This is a genomic window from Xanthomonas rydalmerensis (genome assembly GCF_033170385.1).
Classification (GTDB): Bacteria; Pseudomonadota; Gammaproteobacteria; order Xanthomonadales; family Xanthomonadaceae; genus Xanthomonas_A; species Xanthomonas_A rydalmerensis.
This window is the reverse complement of the sequence record NZ_CP126170.1, coordinates 5010251-5027705: the sequence shown is the minus strand read 5'-3', so window position 1 is coordinate 5027705 and position 17455 is coordinate 5010251. Positions and strand designations below refer to the sequence as shown.

Sequence of the window (17455 nt, the reverse complement as noted above, 5' to 3'; positions counted from 1 at the left end):
ATCGGCGCGTGGACGTTCATCCCGGGAGGCGCGGCGATGCGATGTCGTCGCGCTTCGCTCGTCGGGACTGAAGTCCCTCCCACAAGGGGGATTGCACTCGGTCGAGAGAAACGCGCAGCCGCGCCTGCAAGCAGGCGATCCACCGAACGCCTCCTGTGGGAGCGACTTCGGTCCCGACGCTGTCCGCCTCGCACTCAGTGCTTGGCCGGTTCCTGCGGCGGCGGCGGCGCGCCTTGCGTGCTGATGTCCTCGACATCGCCGATGTCGACCCGGCCCGGTGTGCGGCCGTCCCACACCTGGTCCTGCAGCTTCCAGTACGCGCTCGGTTCCCAGAACTGCTTGGCGTAGAACACTTCCGGATCGATGCTGCCGCCGCGCGGGCCGTTGATCGACAGCGGGCCGGCCGCGCCGGAGTGGCCGAGCAGGCCGCCGGTGCTGCGCATCGCTTCGCGCCGCAGCACCGCTTCCTGGCGCGGCTTGGCGACCTGGTCGCCGTACTCGGCCAGCATCGACTTGTCGAGCTTGGCCGCGCGCTTGCGCTCGTCCGGGGTCAGCTGATTCCAGTACTCCATCTTGCGCGCGCCGAACTGGTCGTAGCCGCGCTCGGCGGCCAGCGCCATCCACAGGAAGCCCATCGTGTGGTCGGCGGCGCCGCCCTGGCCTTCCCAGTACATCTCGCCCAGCCGTGCCTGCGACGGCTTGTCGGCATAGCGCGCGGCCAACTGGTACTGCTTCCTGGCCTCGGCGTAGTCGCCCTTCTTGTCGGCGCGGATGCCGGCGCGACGATAGAACAGATCCAGGTGCGCCTCGAGGAAGCCGTCGGTCAGCACCTGCGCCGGGATGTCCTGGAAGGTGTGGTCGCCCGGGGCCGCTGCGGCCTGGCCGGGCAGGGCGAGCAGCAGGGCACAGGCCAATGCGGTGGCGCTGCCGGCAAAAAATCCTTTCAACGAAAGCATATTCCTCATCCCATGAGTGCGATCGGCGCGATTCTAGGCATGCCGCCGGGGCGCGCTCCATAGACTGATGGCATAGGAACAGAAGCGGGTACGGTACGCGTCAGCCACGGTTCATTGCATGCGGGCGCGACGCACCAGCGCGGTGCGTCAGTGGTGACATTCGGGTTACAGCGGCAGGGCGATCTGCAGCGGATCGATGCGGCCTTCGCCACGCATGATCTTCTTGAACTCGGGGCGGCTGACCGACACGTAGCGCTCGTTGCCGCCGATCTCCACCTGCGGGCCGTCCTGCACCGCATGGCCGTTCTCGTCCACGCGCACGGTCATCGTCGCCTTGCTGCCGGTGTGGCAGATGGTCTTGATCTCCTGCAATTCGTCGGCCCAGGCCAGCAGGTACTGGCTGCCCTCGAACAGCTCGCCGCGGAAATCGGTGCGCAGGCCGTAGCACAGCACCGGGATGCGCAGCCGGTCGACCACTTCGCTGAGCTGCCAGACCTGCGCGCGGCTGAGGAACTGCGCCTCGTCCACCAGCACGCAATGCAGCGGGCCGTGGCTGGCGATGTCGGCTTCGATGGTGGCCAGCAGATCGGTCTCGGCGCCGAAGCCCATGCCGTCGGCGCGCAGGCCGATGCGCGAGGCGACCACGCCGGTGCCGGCGCGGTGGTCCAGCCGCGGCGTCAGGATCGCCGTGCGCATGCCGCGCTCGCGGTAGTTGTGCGCCGACTGCAGCAGCGTGGTGGTCTTGCCGGCGTTCATCGCCGAATAGTAGAAGTACAGTTTCGCCATGCCACAGATTCTAGCGCGGCGGCCGCGCACCCCGGCCGCCAGGCGGATCGCGAACCGGTTCAGCGCCGGCGCGGCGGTGGGGCGTCGGCGCCGGCCGGCGCCCGTTACAATGCGCGGCCAAGGGAAGTCTTCATGCACGGTCTCAATCCTCCCCAACGCGCCGCGGTCCTGCATTGCGAGGGTCCGTTGCTGGTGCTGGCCGGCGCCGGCAGCGGCAAGACCCGCGTGATCGTGGAAAAGATCGCGCATCTGATCGCCAGCGGCCGCTATCCGGCCAAGCGCATCGCCGCCATCACCTTCACCAACAAGTCGGCCAAGGAAATGCGCGAACGCGTGGCCAAGCGCATCCGCAGCGAGGCCGCCGACGGCCTGACCATCTGCACCTTCCACGCCCTGGGGCTGAAGTTCCTGCAGATCGAACACGCCGCGGTGGGGTTGAAGCGCGGCTTCTCGATCTTCGACGCCGACGATGCCGCCGCGCAGATCAAGGACCTGATGCCGGGGGCCAAGCCCGATGCCATCGAGGACGCCAAGAACCTGATCTCGCGCGCCAAGAACGCCGGGCTGTCGCCGGAGCAGGCAATGGCGGCGGCGCGCAGCAACCGCGAGCAGGAAGCGGCCAGCCTGTACGAGCGCTACCAGGCGCGGTTGAGCACCTTCAACGCGGTGGACTTCGACGACCTGATCCGCCTGCCGGTGCAGGTGCTGGAGGAGAACGAGGACATCGTGATGGCCTGGCGCGAACGCATCGGCTACCTGCTGGTGGACGAAAGCCAGGACACCAACGACGCGCAGTACCGGCTGCTGAAGATGCTGGCCGGCCCGCGCGGCAACTTCACCTGCGTGGGCGACGACGACCAGAGCATCTACGCCTGGCGCGGGGCCAACCCGGAAAACCTGATGCAGATGGGCCGCGACTATCCGGCCCTGCAGATCATCAAGCTGGAGCAGAACTACCGCTGCTCAAACCGCGTGCTGCGCGCGGCCAATGCGTTGATCGCGCACAACCCGCACGAGCACCTGAAGACGCTGTGGAGCGACCAGGCCGACGGCGAGCGCATCCGCGTGTGGGAGTGCCGCGACAGCGAGCACGAAGCGGAGAAGGTGGCCGCCGAGATCGCCTACCTGGGCACCGCCAAGCAGGTGCCGTGGAGCGACTTCTGCATCCTGTTCCGCGGCAATTTCCAGTCGCGGCCGCTGGAAAAGGCGTTGCAGATCGCCGGCGTGCCGTACCACATCACCGGCGGCACCGCGTTCCTGGAGCGGCAGGAGGTCAAGGACGTGCTGTCCTGGCTGCGCCTGTTGGTCAATCCCGACGACGACGCGGCGTTCCTGCGTGCGGTGCAGGCACCCAAGCGCGAGGTCGGCGCGACCTCGCTGGCCAAGCTGGCCGAGCTGGCCTCGGCCAAGCACCTGCCGATGTCGCGCGCGGCCGAGTCGGTGGGCGCGCTGCAGCAGTTGCCGCCGCGCGCGGCCAACGGCCTGAGCGACTTCGTCGACATCCTGCATGAATTGCGCGCGGCCTCGACCACGCTGTCCTCGGCCGACGTGGTGCGTCAGCTCGCCGAGCAATCCGGGCTGATCCGCGAACTGCGCCATCAGTGCAAGGACGAAGCGAGTTTCCAGCGCCGCCGCGGCAACCTGGAGGAACTGGCCAAGTGGTTCGAGGGCGGCCCGCGCGGCGCCACCGTCGGCGACCTGGCCGCGCAGCTGGCGCTGCTGTCGCGCAACGACAAGGACGACGGCGGCAACCAGGTGCGGATGATGACCATGCATGCCTCCAAGGGCCTGGAGTTCCGCTACGTGTTCATCGTCGGCTGCGAGGACGGGGTGCTGCCGCACGAGGTCAGCCTGGAAGAGGGCAACCTGCAGGAAGAGCGGCGCCTGCTGTACGTGGGCATCACCCGCGCCAAGGAGCAGCTGTGGATGAGCTACAGCAAGCTCACCCGCAAGTTCGGCGAGCACATCCGGCTCAAGCCCAGCCGCTTTTTCGACGAGATCCCGGCCGAGGAAATGCAGCGCGACGGCGCCGACCCGGTGGCCGATGCGGCGCGCAAGAAGGAGCGCGCCAATGCGGGGCTGGCGGCGATCCAGGCGTTGTTCGATTGAGAGCCGGGATTGGGGAATCGGGATTGGGGATTCGTAACGGCGGGGCGCGTCGCGCCGCTCCCTTCTCCCCTCGGGATCACGCAGAGGAGCTAGTCGGCTTTTCCTTCTCCCCTCGGGAGAAGGTGCTCCGAAGGGGCGGATGAGGGTACGGGCGAAGCCTCGTGCACTCACACGCTGCGAGTCGCTTCGCGCCGTACCCTCACCCCAACCCCTCTCCCGGGGGGAGAGGGGCTAGTCGGCTGTTCCTTCTCCTTTTGGGAGAAGGTGCCCCGAAGGAGCGGATGAGGGTACGGGCGAAGCCTCGTGCACTCACACGCTGCGGGTCGCTTCGCGCCGTACCCTCACCCCAACCCCTCTCCCGGGGGGAGAGGGGCTTGATTGCGGGCGCTCACACACTGTCCGTGGTGTGCAGGGTTGCAGGCCTCCGGCCGGCGCGTTCTCTCCTGCCGTGTGAGTGCTTGGTTCTTTCGTCGCGGCAGAAACACGCGCGGCTCCTGCCGAGGCTTGCGGAGCACATGGTCAACCCACTTGTGGGAGGGACTTCAGTCCCGACGCAGTGCGGTGTGCCGAAGCCAGTCGCGCCGCATCGCGGCGGCAGCCATCTCGATGAAACGAGAACGGGCCGCGCTAGGCGGCCCGCCTCTCGCTACGGCGGTGCTGACGCTTACGCCGACAGGTGTTCGATCGCCGCGACGCTGCCGAGGCGGTCACCCAGACGCTTGAGCAGGGCCAGGCGGTTGCGGCGCAGCGCCGGGTCGTCGGCGTTGACCATCACGCCGTCGAAGAACGCGTCCACCTGCGGACGCAGCCGCGCCAGGAAGTTCAGCACGGTGACGTAGTCGTGCTGGCGCAGCGCGCCGTCCGTCTCCACGATCGCCGCTTCCACCGCCTCGGCCAGCGCGCTTTCGGCCGGCTCGCGCAGCAGGGTCGGGTCGATCTGCGCCGGAATCTCGCCCTCGGCCTTGCGCAGGATGTTGCGGATGCGCTTGTTGGCCGCGGCCAGCGCCTCGGCTTCCGGCAAGGCGGCGAAGGTACCGATCGCGTCGATGCGGCGGTCGAAGTCGTAGAGCGAACCGAGCGCCGCGGTTGCGGTTGCTCCTGCAGCGCCCGCAGTGCCACCTGTAGGAGCGGCTTCAGCCGCGACCGAGAACAACGCGGCCACTGCATTGAACTGCGTCGCCGGCACGCCCTTGTCGGCGTAGTAGCCACGCAGGCGGTCGAGGATGAAGTCGAAGACCTCCTCGATCTCCGCAAGCGAGGTACCACCCGACTGCGGAACAGCGTGAGCGTCGGCACCCACGGCGCGCGCTTTCGCTGCGGCACTTTCGGCTTGCTTGGTCTTTTGCTCAGTCTTTGCGAAAGCAACTGCGTCCTGCGCTTTATCGAGCAGTTTCCGCAGATCTAGATCAAACCCACTCTCAATCACCGTCCGCGCCAACCCCAGCGCATTGCGCCGGAGTGCGAACGGATCCTTGTTGCCGGTGGGCTTCAAGCCGGCGGCGAACCCACCGGCCAGCGTGTCCAGGCGTTCGGCAATCGCCAGCACCTTGCCCAGCGGCGACAGGGCGATGTCGTCGCCGGCGAAGCGCGGCTGGTAGGCCTCGTCGATCGCCAGGGCGATCTCGCTGGGCTCGCCGGCGGCGACGGCGTAGTGGCGGCCGGCGATACCCTGCAGTTCCGGGAACTCGTTGACCATGCGCGACTGCAGGTCGTTCTTGCTCAGTTCGGCGGCGCGGCGCGCCTGCGCCGGGTCCACGCCGACCTGCGCGGCGATCGCTTCGGCCAGCGCGGCCACGCGCTGCACCTTGTCGGCGATGCTGCCGAGCTTGGCCTGGTAGGTGACGCTGGCCAGGCCGGCGCCCATCGCTTCCAGGCCCTGCTTGAGGTCTTCGTCGAAGAAGAACTTGGCGTCGGCGAAGCGCGGACGGATCACCCGCTCGTAGCCCTTGGCCACTTCGGCGACGTCGCGCGAGACGATGTTGGCGATGCCGATGAAATGCTCGGTGAGTTTGCCGCCGTCATCCAGCACCGGGAAGAATTTCTGGTTGCTCTCCATGGTCTCGATCAGTGCTTCCTGCGGCACCGCCAGGAACGCCGGCTCGAACTTGCACAGCACCGCCGACGGCCATTCGACCAGGTTCACCACCTGCTCCAGGTTGTCCTCGGCGATGCGCGCGCTGCCGCCGGCCTCGCGCGCTGCCTGTTCGACCTCGGCGACGATGCGCGCGCGGCGCACGTCCGGGTCCACCAGCACCTGCGCGGCCTGCAGTGCGGCCACGTAGTCGCCCGGCTGCGCCAGCGGCACCGGTGCGTCGTGCAGGAAGCGGTGGCCGCGGCTGTCGCGGCCGGCTTCCACGCCGAACAGCGGCATCGGCACCACCTCGCTGCCGAACACCAGCACCAGCCACTGCACCGGCCGCGCGAAGCCGTAGTCGTGATCGCCCCAGCGCATCGGCTTGGGGATCGGCATCGCCGCGATCGCCTCGCGCAGGATCTCCGGCAGCAGCGTCGCGGTGCGCGCGCCCGGGTTCACCGCACGGTGCACGAAGCGCTCGCCCTTGGCGTCGCTGGCGCGCTCCAGCGCGGTCCAGTCGATCCCGGCCTTGGCGGCGAAGCCCTGCAGCGCCCTGGTCGGCTGGCCATCCGCGTCCAGCGCGATGTTGACGTAGGGGCCAAGCACTTCCGCGCGCTGCTCCGGTTGCTCGACGGCCACACCCGGCAGCAGCACCGCCAGCCGGCGCGGCGTGGACAGCGGCTTGGCGTCGCCGCGCTCGACCGCGATGCCGCGCTTCTCCAGCCCGGCGATCACGCCGTCGAACAGCGCCTGGGCCAGGCCCGGCAATGCCTTGACCGGCAGTTCCTCGGTGCCCAGTTCGATCAGCAGGGGAAGGTGTTCGCTCATGTGTCAGACCTTGCTTAGCGGTTCCTTCTCCCTGTGGGAGAAGGTGCCCCGAAGGGGCGGATGAGGGTGCGGCGGAGCGTTGCGACTTTGGGTGCGGCGAGGGTTATCCGCGCGGACGTACCCTCACCCCAACCCCTCTCCCGGGGGGAGAGGGGCTTGCATCACTTCTTGACGCCGGGGAAGCCTAGCTTCTCGCGCTGCGCGTAGTAGGCCTTGGCCACCGCTTGTGCCAGCGCGCGCACGCGCAGGATGTAGCGCTGGCGCTCGGTCACCGAGATCGCGCGGCGTGCGTCGAGCAGGTTGAAGGCGTGGCTGGCCTTGGTCACCTGTTCGTAGGCCGGCAGCGGCAGCCCGACCTCGACCAGCGCCTGCGCTTCCTGCTCGCACGCGTCGAAGCGGTGGAACAGTTCGGCCACGTTGGCGTGTTCGAAGTTGTACGCGCTCTGCTCCACCTCGTTCTGATGGTAGACGTCGCCGTAGGTGACCGGCGTGCCATCGGGGCCGTAGGTCCACACCAGGTCGTAGACGTTGTCGCAGTTCTGCAGATACATGCACAGGCGCTCGAGACCGTAGGTGATCTCGCCCAGCACCGGCTTGCACTCCAGGCCGCCGGCCTGCTGGAAGTAGGTGAACTGGGTGACTTCCATGCCGTTGAGCCACACTTCCCAGCCCAGGCCCCAGGCACCGAGCGTCGGCGATTCCCAGTTGTCCTCGACGAAGCGCAGGTCGTGCACCAGCGGATCGATGCCCAGCGCCTTGAGCGAATCCAGGTACAACTGCTGGATGTTGTCCGGGTTCGGCTTCATCGCCACCTGGTACTGGTAGTAGCGCTGCAGGCGGTTCGGATTCTCGCCGTAGCGGCCGTCGGTGGGGCGGCGACTGGGCTGCACGTAGGCCGCATTCCACGGCTCCGGTCCGAGCGCACGCAGGAACGTGGACGGATGGAAGGTGCCGGCGCCCACTTCCAGGTCCAGCGATTGGATCAGCACGCAGCCGTGCTGCGCCCAGAACTGGTTGAGGGTCTGGATCAGACCCTGGAACGTGATCGGTACGGACCGGGTGACGGACATCTAGCAGGGGCCGGTTGAGGGGTGCGCTAGTATAGCGACCGACTCGCGGGGACTTCCGCGCACCGGACCTGGACCATGGATTCGCGCCCTGCCGCGCCCCCCGCGTCGTTGCCCGCCGAGCCCGCCGTGGCATTGCCGCCGGGCCGGTTGAGCTTCGAGCGCGTGGCCGCCGCACTGCTCGCCGACGGCCTGGTCGCGCCGGCCGAACGTGGTCGCGTGCAGTTCTCGGCGCAGACCGCGCGCACCGTCAGCGACGTGCATCCGCTGGTGCTGCTGTCCAATCTGAAACTGGCCGCGACCCGTCCGCCGGGCAGCGAGCTGAGCCTGGAACGGCTGACCGAATGGCTGGCGCAGCGCTGCGGCCTGCGCTACCTGCGCATCGATCCCACCCGGGTCGACGTGGCTGCAGTCACCGGCGTGGTCTCGCACGCCTACGCGCGCCGCCACCGCATCCTGCCGCTTGCCCTGCAGCCCGAGCGCCTGCTGGTGGCCACCAGCGAACCGCTGGCGCTGGACTGGCTCGGCGATGTGCAGCACCTGGCGCGGCGCCGCATCGAAGTGGTGGTGGTCAACCCGCTGGACCTGCATCGCTACACGATGGAGTTCTTCGGCGTGACCCGCTCGGTGCGCGGCGCCAAGGACGGGCGCACCGAACAGAGCAGCGGCCTGCCCAGTTTCGAGCAACTGGTGGAACTGGGCCGCGGCGGCGACGTCAACGCCGACGACCATCACATCGTGCACATCGTCGACTGGCTGCTGCAGTACGCCTACGAGCAGCGGGCCAGCGACATCCACCTGGAGCCGCGGCGCGAAGCCGGGCGCATGCGCTTCCGCATCGACGGCGTGCTGCACAAGGTGCTGGAAGTGCCGCCGGCGGTGATGACCGCCATCGTCAGCCGCATCAAGGTGCTCGGGCGCATGGACCTGGCCGAGCGGCGGCGGCCGCAGGACGGGCGCATCAAGACCCGCTCGCCGGGCGGGCGCGAGACCGAGATGCGCCTGTCGACCATGCCCACCGCCTTCGGCGAGAAGTGCGTGATGCGCATCTTCGATCCTGATGCCGCGTTCAAGAGTGTGGACCAGCTCGGCTTCAGCCCGCAGGAAGCGGCCGGCTGGAACGCGCTGGTGGAACGCCCGCACGGCATCGTGCTGGTCACCGGCCCCACCGGCTCGGGCAAGACCACCACGCTGTACTCCACGCTCAAGCGCCTGGCCACGCCGGACGTGAACGTGTGCAGTGTGGAGGACCCGATCGAGATGATCGCCACCGAGTTCAACCAGATGCAGGTGCAGACCAACATCGACCTGGATTTCGCCAGCGGCGTGCGCACCCTGCTGCGGCAGGACCCGGACATCATCATGATCGGCGAGATCCGCGACCTGGAAACCGCACAGATGGCGGTGCAGGCCTCGCTGACCGGACACCTGGTGCTGTCGACCCTGCACACCAACGATGCGCCCTCGGCAATCACCCGCCTGCTCGACCTGGGCGTGCCGCACTACCTGGTCGCCTCCACCCTCAACGGCGTGCTGGCGCAGCGCCTGGTGCGCACCCTGTGCGGCCACTGCAAGCGCCCGCACACGCTGGAGCCGCACGAGTGGGACGCGCTGCGCGAGCCGGGCGAGGCCTTGCCCGAGCCGCTGCAACCCTACGCCCCGGTTGGCTGCCTGGAGTGCCGCCGAACCGGCTACCTAGGCCGGGTGGGCCTGTACGAACTGCTGCCGGTGACCCCGCGCCTGCGCACCCTGATCCGCGCCGACATGGACCTGGCCGGCTTCAGCCGCGCCGCCCAGGACGAGGGCGTGCGCACGCTGCGCCGCGCCGGCCTGGAAAAGGTGGCCGCCGGGCTGACCACCATCGAGGAAGTGCTGTCGGTGTTGCCGCCGCGGGAGTGAGCGGGCGGGGGCGGCGTGGTCGGCATGGGTCTCCTCGCGCGCTGGTCTGCCGCACACGATGCGCTTGCGGGAGCGCATCGCCAAGCCGCGACCACAGAGAATGAGCGCACCGCCCACGCGTCGGATGAGAACGCCGTCCGCAGCGCCGTGATTCGCGCCGCCGTTATTTCTTCCCGGCCATCGGCGTGAGGCCGCTCTCCGCGATGGCCTTGGCCGCCGCAGGAGACGCCAGGTAATCCAGCAGCGCCTGCGCCGCCTGCGGCTTCGTGCTGGCGGTGGCGACGGCGCCGGAGTACAGCGTCATCTGCTGTGCCTGCTTGGGGATCAGGCCGACGATGGCGATGCCCGGAACCGGCTTGAGTTCGCTCAGTTGCTGGAAACCGAGTTGTGCCTCGCCGCGTGCGACCACTGCGCCGACCGGCTCGGCGGGAATCATCCGCGCCTTGGCGGCGAAGCCGGCGCCGAGCCGCATCCGCGGGAACAGCGTGCGCGACAGATAGACGCCGCTGGCGCTGTCGGAATAGGCCACCGATTGGCTGTCGAGCAAGGTCTTGCGGAAGGCCTCCATCGTGGAGATGTCCGGTTTCGGTGCGCCCTGTTTGACTGCCATGGCGATGTAGGACTCGCCCAGGTCCACGCGGCTGGCGGGGCGCGCCTGGCCGTTGGCCACCAACTTGTCGAGCGCCGCGCCGACCATCAGCAGCACATCCGCCGGCTCGTGCCGGGCGAGGCGGTTGGGAATGGCCTGCGGCGTGTCGCCCATCGACGGCGCCGCCTCGATGTGCAGCCTCACTCCCGTACTGCGTTCGTAGTCGGGCGCGACGGCGCGGATCGCGCCCATGATGCCGCCGGAACTGAGCACCGTCAGCGTCGTGGACTGGGCGGGACGGCCGGACTCCGGCGCCGCCGCCACCGCTGCGGACACGCTCAGCAGCGTGGCCAGGACCAAGGAAATCAGCGGACTGCGCATACCGAACCTGCCAGGAAGGAAGAGCGACAGCCTGCGCGCGCCGCGCTGAAGCGGATGGGAAGCCGTGGCCGCGCACCGACCCGACCGCATGCCGCGCCGGATCGCTTGTGCGCCACCGCGCTGCCATCCCACCGCGGCTCCGTCATGCCGGGGATCAGGCCCGGCCGCGTCGCGGCCGCCTCCCCTTGCTCGCAGTTATATGCTTATGCCATCGGCTGCATCGGTGCTTGAAAAAAGCCGCGCGCTGCCGTCTAGAATCCCACCATGCCGTTGGCTTCTCCCGTCCGTCGCCGTGCTGCGCCCTTCCTGATCCTCGAAACCGGCGAACCGGTGGCGACGATGCGGCGCTACGGCCGCTTTCCGCACTGGATCCGTGTCGCCGCCGGCCTGGCCGAGCGCGAGACGGTGGTGGCCAATGTCGCCGCCGGGGAGGCCTTGCCGGCGCGGGGCGACTTCGCCGGGGTGATCGTCACCGGCTCGGCGGCGTTCGTCACCGACCGGGCCGACTGGAGCGAGCGCTCGGCGGCCTGGCTGCGCGAGGCCGCCGAGGACGGCACGCCGCTGCTGGGCATCTGCTACGGCCACCAGCTGCTGGCGCACGCGCTGGGCGGGGAGGTCGCCTACAACCCGGCCGGGCGCGAATCGGGCACGGTGCACATCGAACTGCATCCGCCCGCCGCCGAGGATCCGTTGTTCGCCGGCCTGCCGGCGCGGTTCCCTGCGCATGCCACGCATCTGCAGACGGTGCTGCGCGCGCCGGCCGGCGCCACGGTGCTGGCGCGCTCGGCGCAGGACCAGTGCCACGCCTTCCGTTGGGGCGAGGCGACCTGGGGCCTGCAGTTCCATCCGGAGTTCGCCACCCACCACATGCGCGGCTACGTGCAGGCGCGTGCCGACTGTCTACGCAGCGCCGGACGCTGCGCCCGTACCATCGCCCGCGAGGTCAGCGCCGCACCGCTGGCACGCAAACTGTTGCGGCGCTTCGTTCAGCACGCACGCGGGCAGCACAGCAGCGGCCAGGCAAAACCGCGATAATCTGTGCAGTCGCCGCGCTGTACGGCGTCCCCCACTTCGGATTGGCAATGATCGAGATTCGCAAGCTGCCGGCCTCGGCCGGCGCGGAATGGCTGTTGGCCGGCATGTCCCTGCTGCGACGGGCGCCGTGGGCGTTGGGCCGGCTCGGACTGGTCTGGGGCCTGGCGGCGCTGATCGCGCTGTTCCTGGGCGTGCTCAACCCCACCCTGGGCATGTTGGCGCAACTGCTGATGGGCTTGGCCGGGCCGCTGCTGTTCGGCGGGCTGGTGTGGGCCGTACGCGAGGTCGACCAGGGCCGCAGCGCCGAGCCGGCGCACCTGCTGCAGGGCCTGCAGGGCGGCCGCACGCCGAACCTGCTGGTGGCGCTGCTGCCGCAGGTGGTGGTCGGGCTGGCGCTGGCGCTGCTGGCCGTGGTGGTGATCGGTCCGGGCGGGCTCGAACAGCTGACCACGGTGATGAACAAGCTCAACGAGTTGGGCCAGTCCGGCGCGCAGCCGGATCCGCTGCAGGTGGAGCAACTGGTCGCGACCCTGCCGGCGCTGCGCATCCTGCTGTGGCTGATGCTGGTGGCGGTCGGCTTCGTGGCGGTGGCGCTGACCCTGTTCCTGTTCGCGCCGCAGGTGATGTTCGACGGCCGCAACGGCATCGCCGCGATCGGTCACGGCCTGCGCGCCTGCCTGCACAACCTGCCGGCGATGCTGGTGTTCTTCGTCCTCGCTTTCCTGGCCATGTTCGCGTTCTATTTCGCGCTGACCGTGGTGATGCTGGTGCTGCAGTTCCTGGTTGGCACCGCGGTGGCGGCCCTGGTCGCGCAGTTGCTGCTGATGGCGCTGCTGATGCCGGTCCTGGCCGGGATCGTGTACGCGGCCTGGAAGCAGATGTTCGTGCACGCCGGCGATGCCGCGCCGGCGGTGCCGCCGCCGCCTTCGAACGTCTTTGTGGCTTGAGGGCTGGGATTCGGGAGTGGGGATTCGGGATTCGTAGAGCGACAGCAACAGCAAAAACGGCCCCTTGGGGCCGTTTTGCTGTGTGCAGGCGAGCGCTATCTGGTCCTAGGATGCGTCAGACGCAGCGAACCGCGCTTACGAATCCCTATTCCCGAATCTCCACTCCCGGCTTCTTCGTCACCGCCGCCGCGGCGATGATGCCCAGCTCGTACAGCAGGCACATTGGGATCGCCAGCATCAGCTGCGAGACCACGTCCGGCGGGGTCAGGATCGCCGCCAGAACGAAGATGCCGACCACCGCGTAGCCGCGGCCCTCGCGCAGTTGCTGCGGGGTCACCCAGCCGAGCAGGGCCAGGATCACCAGCGCCACCGGCAGTTCGAAGCTGGCGCCGAAGGCGAAGAAGATCGCCAGGACGAAGTCCAGGTAGGCGCCGGCATCGGGGGTGAGCTGGATCACGTCCGGCTTGAACGTGGTCAGGAAGTGGAACACCGCCGGCAGCACCAGGAAGTAGGCGAAGCCGCAGCCGAGGTAGAACAGCAGCACCGCCGAGGCCAGCAGCGGCAGCGCCAGGCGCTTCTCGCGCTGGTACAGGCCGGGCGCGACAAAGGCCCAGGCCTGGTACAGCAGCCACGGCGCGGACACGAACAGGGCCAGGAAGAACGCCAGCTTCAGCGGGGCGATGACGGCGCCGGCCGGGTGCGTGGCGATCACGCTCTGGCCCACCGGCAACTGCGCCAGCATCGGCTCGGCCAGCCAGGAGTACAGGCGCTTGGAGAAGGGCAGCACCACCACCACCACCACGCCCAGGCCGATCAGCGCGCGCATCAGCCGCGCGCGCAGTTCGATCAGGTGTTCGATCAGGCTGCTTTCGGCTTCGACGTTCATCGTGGTGCCTCCGGCTCACTGGAGGGCGGCTGGACACTGCCCGTCGCCGTGGCGGAGGGCGCCGGATGTGGCGCGGCGTCACCGCGCGCGGCGGCCGGCACGGCGGACGCTGCTGGCGCCGTCGGCGTCGGCAGGGGCGTGGCCGAATCGGCAACGCGCGGCGTCGAAGTGTCGGTTGCGGCGGCGGCCGCTGGCGGCACGGTCGCCGAAGCGCTGTCGGCAGGCGGCACCGGCGGGTGCGGGTCGATCTCGCGGCGCAGCGCCTCGGTCTGCCGCTGCAGTTCCTCGCTGCCGTCGCGAAACTGGGTCTCGGCCTGGCGCAACGAACTGTGCACGTCGTGCAGGCTGCGCTTGAGTTCCTCGGCTTCCAGTTCGCGTTCCAGTTCCTGCTTCACCGAGTCCCACTGCGCGCGGGCACGGCGCACCCACAACCCGGCGAAGCGCGCGGCCTTGGGCAGGCGCTCGGGGCCGAGCACCACCAGGGCCACCACCGCGATCACCAGCAGTTCGCTGAATCCGATATCGAACACGCCGGCGGTGTCCCGTCAGTGCGCGTCGCGGTCGCGCTCGGCCTGGGTCTGGCGGGACGGCTCGCTGCTGCTGCGCGTCTCGTCGCCGAGCTGGCCGGCGGGCTTGTCCTCGTCGCGCATGCCTTTCTTGAATTCCTTGACTGCGTTGCCCAGATCCTTGGCGCCGCTCGTCAGCCGCTTGGTGCCGAACACCAGCAGCACGATCACCAGCACGACCAGCCAGTGCCAGATGCTAAGACTGCCCATGATCCGCTCGCAGAAAAGTCGTAAGGAACCCGCAGGATAACGCACCGCGCCGTGCCGCGTTACCTTTCCCGGCCGTGCAGGCATGCCTGCACGGCGGGATGGACAGGTGGCGTTGGGAACGACGCTCAGCGATCGCCGTCGAGCTTCTCGGTACGGATCTCGCCGTCGGACACCGGCTGGAAGCCCTGCTGCGCCGGTTGTGCCTGGCCCTGCAGGGGGGCGGTGCTGGCAGCGGCGTCGGGCGCGGCGGTCGGTTCCGGCGCGGCCTGCGGTGCCGGCATGGCCGGTGCCGGGGCCGCGGTCGAATCGCCGCTGCTGTCGGTGCCGCGGCTCTGCCGCGCGGCGTAGGTGGCTTCCTCGAGCTTGTCGCGGAAGGCGACGATATCGTTGGACGGCCGGTTCGTGGTGCGGCCTTCGAAGATCATCCGCGGGGTGGTGTTGGGGCCGTAGGCATTGAGGTCGGCGGCATCGTCGATCTGCAGCGCGGCGCCGTCGAGGGCGACACCGGCGAACAGGCCGCGGGCGCGCGACCACGACCAGATCTCGGCCTTGAGCTGGCCATCGGTGGCGGCGGCGGCGTTGCGCCCGACCGGGCCGGCGGCGACGCCGGCATCGGCGCCGAGGGTGAACTTGCCGTTGACGATGTTGTCCAGACTGCGGTCGTTGCGGAACACCAGCACCACGTCGGAGGACTGCACGCCGACCTGGAAGCCGATGCTGCCGCCGGTGAGCTTGACGAACACCGGATTGGACCAGGTGCCATCGGGGCGCTTGACCGACATCAGGCCATGGCCGCGACGCCCGCCGATCACCAGGCCGGCCTTGAGCGTGTCCGGGATCACCACGATGGCGCGGCCCTCGTCGAGCAGCTTGTCGGGGATGGACTGTTCGGGAATCTTCTGGATGTCGGTCAGCACGCGCAGCGCATTGCGGGCGCGCTCGTCCTCTTCCGGACCGGCCACGGCGTGGCCAGCGAACAACACGGTGCTCATCAACAGGGCGAGGCGCGGCAGGAGGGGCATGGCGGGCTCCGAAGTAGGTCCGCAGCAAGATACTGCAAGTGATTGAACTTAGTCACAGGGCAATGAATCGGCAATGAGTGGTGCCGGCGCCATGCACAGGCGCCATCGATCGCCGCGATCGAGCGGATCGACACGCCGCGACGCGCGCGCTCTGCCACAATGCGCGCATGTCCGACGCACCCGAGACCGCCATCCTGGTGGTGAATCTAGGCACGCCCGAGGCGCCGACCGCGCCTGCGGTCGCCCGTTATCTGGCCGAGTTCCTCGGCGACAAGCGCGTGGTCGCGATCCCGCGGCTGTTCTGGTGGCCGCTGCTGCACTGGGTGATCCTGCCGCGGCGCTCGCCCAAGTCGGCGGAGAAGTACGCGCAGGTGTGGCTGGCCGACGGCTCGCCGCTGGCGGTGTACACCCGGCGCCTGGCCGAGGGCATGCAGCGCGAACTGCCCGGGCACCGCGTGGCCTGGGCGATGCGCTACGGCACGCCGGCGCTGGCGCCGGCCCTGGACGCGCTGCGCGAGGCCGGCGTGCGCCGGATCGTGGTACTGCCGCTGTACCCGCAGTATTCGACCACCACCACCGCCTCGATCGAGGACGTGGTGCAGGCCTGGCAGGCGCGCCATCCGCAGCTGCCGGTGCACCTGATCGAGGACTACCCGACCGATCCGGCCTGGGTCGCCGCGGTCGCCGACAGCGTGCGCGCGCACTGGGCGCAGCACGGCCGCGGCGAGCGCCTGTTCTTCTCGTTCCATGGCCTGCCGCAGCGCGTGGCCAACAACGGTGATCCCTACCCGCAGCGCTGCGAAGCCAGCGCGCAGGCGATCGCCACCGCGCTGGGCCTGGAGGCCGGGGAATGGGAGCTCGGCTACCAGTCGCGCTTCGGCGCCGAGCGCTGGCTGCGCCCGTATGCCGAACCGCGGCTGTGGGACCTGGCCGCGCAGGGGGTCAAGCAGGTGGACGTGATCTGTCCCGGCTTCGCCACCGATTGCCTGGAAACCCTGGAAGAAGTGGCGATGGGCTTCGTCGAGACCTGCGCCGAACGCGGCATGCAGGTGCGCTACATCCCCTGTCTCAACGACGCCCCGGCGCACGCGCGCGCACTGGCGCAGCTGGCGGCCCGCGCCGCATGAGTTTGCGTCCCTTCGCCTGCCCGTCGCGGGTGGGCGCGCTGGCCGGGCTGCGCAGCGGCAATCCGGATGGACCCAAGGCGCTGGCCTTGCACGGCTGGCTCGACAACGCCGCCAGCTTCGTGCCGCTGAGCCGGCACCTGCCGCAGTTGGACCTGGTGATGCTGGACCTGCCCGGCCATGGCCACAGCAGCGCCTTGCCCGAGGGCGCGGAGTACCTGCTGGCCAGTGCCCTGCATCCGGTGCTGGACGCGGCCGATGCGCTGGGCTGGGAGCGCTTCTTGCTGATCGGCCATTCGATGGGCGCGGCCATCGCCAGCCTGCTGGCCGCCGCGGCGCCGCAGCGCATCGAGAAGCTGGTGGCGATCGAGATGCTGGGCGGCCTGGCCGAGAGCGAGGACGGCGCGGTGGCACGGCTGCGCAATAGCGTCGCCAGCACTCGCCGCGTCAACGCCGCACCGTTGCGCGTCTTCCCGGACCTCGCCGCGCCGGTGCGCGCGCGGATGCTGGCCAACCAACTCAGCGAGCCGGCGGCGCGGCTGCTGGTGGAACGCGGCGTGCGCGCGGTGGACGGCGGCTACGTGTGGCGCAGCGACCGCCGCCTGACCTTGCCGACGGCGATCCGTTCGACCGAGACACAGATGCAGGCGCTGCTGGCCGGCATCGAGTGCCCGACCGCGGTGGTGTTCGCCGATCCGGCGCAGGACATGCTGCCCGAGCCGCTGCGCCTGCAGCGCGCGGCGTGCCTGCGCGACGGCCGTGTGCACACGCTGCCCGGCACCCATCATCTGCACATGGAACAGCCGGCGGCGGTGGCCGCGTTGCTGCACGACTTCCTCTGAGGCGGCCGCGGCGGCGGCACGCGCGGGCGCAGCGCGCGCTGCGCGGCCATGCCGCCGGACAGCGCGCACGCATACTGCGACGCAGTGACAGCCAGCGCTGCGCAATACGCCGCGGTCGTCCTCCTCCCGGCGTC

General features: G+C 69.6%; 15 protein-coding genes. 6 read left to right on the top strand and 9 right to left on the bottom strand.

Annotated features, from left to right (window positions below; all coding sequences use genetic code 11):
• Positions 1 to 194 precede the first annotated feature (194 nt).
• Positions 195 to 956 (bottom strand): SEL1-like repeat protein, encoded by a 762-nt coding sequence (locus QN245_RS21400; protein ID WP_317844198.1) that lies wholly within the window; start codon positions 954 to 956, stop codon positions 195 to 197.
• Between the two features lie 165 nt (positions 957 to 1121).
• Complete coding sequence (locus tag QN245_RS21395; RefSeq protein WP_160967140.1) at positions 1122 to 1742, bottom strand: thymidine kinase; 621 nt, start codon at positions 1740 to 1742, stop codon at positions 1122 to 1124.
• 132 nt (positions 1743 to 1874) lie between these two features.
• Between QN245_RS21395 and rep the strand changes: the two genes are divergently transcribed.
• Positions 1875 to 3851, top strand: coding sequence for a DNA helicase Rep (gene rep, locus QN245_RS21390; RefSeq protein ID WP_160967138.1), 1977 nt, complete (start codon positions 1875 to 1877; stop codon positions 3849 to 3851).
• A gap of 664 nt (positions 3852 to 4515) precedes the next feature.
• Here rep and glyS read toward each other — a convergent pair.
• Positions 4516 to 6753, bottom strand: coding sequence for a glycine--tRNA ligase subunit beta (glyS, locus tag QN245_RS21385; RefSeq protein ID WP_317844197.1), 2238 nt, complete (start codon positions 6751 to 6753; stop codon positions 4516 to 4518).
• 161 nt (positions 6754 to 6914) lie between these two features.
• Positions 6915 to 7823, bottom strand: a complete 909-nt coding sequence (glyQ, locus tag QN245_RS21380) for a glycine--tRNA ligase subunit alpha (RefSeq protein ID WP_184448847.1) — start codon at positions 7821 to 7823, stop codon at positions 6915 to 6917.
• 75 nt (positions 7824 to 7898) lie between these two features.
• Between glyQ and QN245_RS21375 the strand changes: the two genes are divergently transcribed.
• Positions 7899 to 9719 (top strand): GspE/PulE family protein, encoded by a 1821-nt coding sequence (locus tag QN245_RS21375; RefSeq protein ID WP_160967132.1) that lies wholly within the window; start codon positions 7899 to 7901, stop codon positions 9717 to 9719.
• 163 nt (positions 9720 to 9882) lie between these two features.
• On the opposite strand, the gene QN245_RS21370 is transcribed toward QN245_RS21375, so the two are convergent.
• Positions 9883 to 10689: a substrate-binding domain-containing protein gene (locus QN245_RS21370; RefSeq protein ID WP_317844196.1), complete on the bottom strand. Its 807-nt coding sequence runs from the start codon at positions 10687 to 10689 to the stop codon at positions 9883 to 9885.
• A 264-nt stretch (positions 10690 to 10953) separates the two neighbouring features.
• On the opposite strand from QN245_RS21370, the gene QN245_RS21365 reads away from it, so the two are divergent.
• Both QN245_RS21365 and QN245_RS21360 read left to right on the top strand, forming a co-directional pair.
• On the top strand, positions 10954 to 11724 hold the full coding sequence (locus QN245_RS21365) for a glutamine amidotransferase (protein ID WP_184646868.1): 771 nt from the start codon (positions 10954 to 10956) through the stop codon (positions 11722 to 11724).
• A gap of 47 nt (positions 11725 to 11771) precedes the next feature.
• Positions 11772 to 12671 (top strand): BPSS1780 family membrane protein, encoded by a 900-nt coding sequence (locus QN245_RS21360; protein ID WP_160967128.1) that lies wholly within the window; start codon positions 11772 to 11774, stop codon positions 12669 to 12671.
• A gap of 145 nt (positions 12672 to 12816) precedes the next feature.
• Here QN245_RS21360 and tatC read toward each other — a convergent pair whose 3' ends face one another.
• From tatC to QN245_RS21340, 4 genes are all read right to left on the bottom strand, one after another.
• Positions 12817 to 13557: a twin-arginine translocase subunit TatC gene (gene tatC, locus QN245_RS21355; protein ID WP_160967126.1), complete on the bottom strand. Its 741-nt coding sequence runs from the start codon at positions 13555 to 13557 to the stop codon at positions 12817 to 12819.
• Positions 13554 to 14087 carry a Sec-independent protein translocase protein TatB gene (tatB, locus tag QN245_RS21350; RefSeq protein WP_317844195.1) on the bottom strand — a complete coding sequence of 178 codons (534 nt, stop codon included), beginning with the start codon at positions 14085 to 14087 and terminating at the stop codon, positions 13554 to 13556. The genes tatC and tatB overlap by 4 nt, the downstream gene beginning before the upstream one ends.
• 15 nt (positions 14088 to 14102) lie before the next feature.
• A complete protein-coding gene (tatA, locus tag QN245_RS21345; RefSeq protein ID WP_019798768.1) occupies positions 14103 to 14333 on the bottom strand; it encodes a Sec-independent protein translocase subunit TatA in 231 nt (76 codons plus the stop codon).
• 125 nt (positions 14334 to 14458) lie between these two features.
• Complete coding sequence (locus tag QN245_RS21340) at positions 14459 to 15355, bottom strand: lipid-binding SYLF domain-containing protein (protein WP_184448852.1); 897 nt, start codon at positions 15353 to 15355, stop codon at positions 14459 to 14461.
• Between the two features lie 167 nt (positions 15356 to 15522).
• Between QN245_RS21340 and hemH the strand changes: the two genes are divergently transcribed.
• Together hemH and QN245_RS21330 are read left to right on the top strand one after the other, a co-directional pair.
• Positions 15523 to 16482 carry a ferrochelatase gene (gene hemH / locus QN245_RS21335; RefSeq protein ID WP_184448853.1) on the top strand — a complete coding sequence of 320 codons (960 nt, stop codon included), beginning with the start codon at positions 15523 to 15525 and terminating at the stop codon, positions 16480 to 16482.
• Positions 16479 to 17321, top strand: coding sequence for an alpha/beta fold hydrolase (locus QN245_RS21330; RefSeq protein WP_317844194.1), 843 nt, complete (start codon positions 16479 to 16481; stop codon positions 17319 to 17321). Before hemH ends, QN245_RS21330 begins: the two co-directional genes overlap by 4 nt.
• Positions 17322 to 17455: the final 134 nt, after the last annotated feature.

What these genes read in the sequence shown, in the direction of transcription:
- rep (WP_160967138.1), top strand. Translation starts at nt 1,875, where the DNA reads ATGCACGGTCTCAATCCTCCCCAACGCGCCGCGGTCCTGCATTGCGAG.
- QN245_RS21360 (WP_160967128.1), top strand. Translation starts at nt 11,772, where the DNA reads ATGATCGAGATTCGCAAGCTGCCGGCCTCGGCCGGCGCGGAATGGCTG.
- QN245_RS21375 (WP_160967132.1), top strand. Translation starts at nt 7,899, where the DNA reads ATGGATTCGCGCCCTGCCGCGCCCCCCGCGTCGTTGCCCGCCGAGCCC.
- glyQ (WP_184448847.1), bottom strand. Translation starts at nt 7,823, where the DNA reads ATGTCCGTCACCCGGTCCGTACCGATCACGTTCCAGGGTCTGATCCAG.
- QN245_RS21400 (WP_317844198.1), bottom strand. Translation starts at nt 956, where the DNA reads ATGCTTTCGTTGAAAGGATTTTTTGCCGGCAGCGCCACCGCATTGGCC.
- QN245_RS21395 (WP_160967140.1), bottom strand. Translation starts at nt 1,742, where the DNA reads ATGGCGAAACTGTACTTCTACTATTCGGCGATGAACGCCGGCAAGACC.
- QN245_RS21330 (WP_317844194.1), top strand. Translation starts at nt 16,479, where the DNA reads ATGAGTTTGCGTCCCTTCGCCTGCCCGTCGCGGGTGGGCGCGCTGGCC.
- QN245_RS21340 (WP_184448852.1), bottom strand. Translation starts at nt 15,355, where the DNA reads ATGCCCCTCCTGCCGCGCCTCGCCCTGTTGATGAGCACCGTGTTGTTC.
- tatC (WP_160967126.1), bottom strand. Translation starts at nt 13,557, where the DNA reads ATGAACGTCGAAGCCGAAAGCAGCCTGATCGAACACCTGATCGAACTG.
- glyS (WP_317844197.1), bottom strand. Translation starts at nt 6,753, where the DNA reads ATGAGCGAACACCTTCCCCTGCTGATCGAACTGGGCACCGAGGAACTG.
- tatA (WP_019798768.1), bottom strand. Translation starts at nt 14,333, where the DNA reads ATGGGCAGTCTTAGCATCTGGCACTGGCTGGTCGTGCTGGTGATCGTG.
- hemH (WP_184448853.1), top strand. Translation starts at nt 15,523, where the DNA reads ATGTCCGACGCACCCGAGACCGCCATCCTGGTGGTGAATCTAGGCACG.
- QN245_RS21365 (WP_184646868.1), top strand. Translation starts at nt 10,954, where the DNA reads ATGCCGTTGGCTTCTCCCGTCCGTCGCCGTGCTGCGCCCTTCCTGATC.
- QN245_RS21370 (WP_317844196.1), bottom strand. Translation starts at nt 10,689, where the DNA reads ATGCGCAGTCCGCTGATTTCCTTGGTCCTGGCCACGCTGCTGAGCGTG.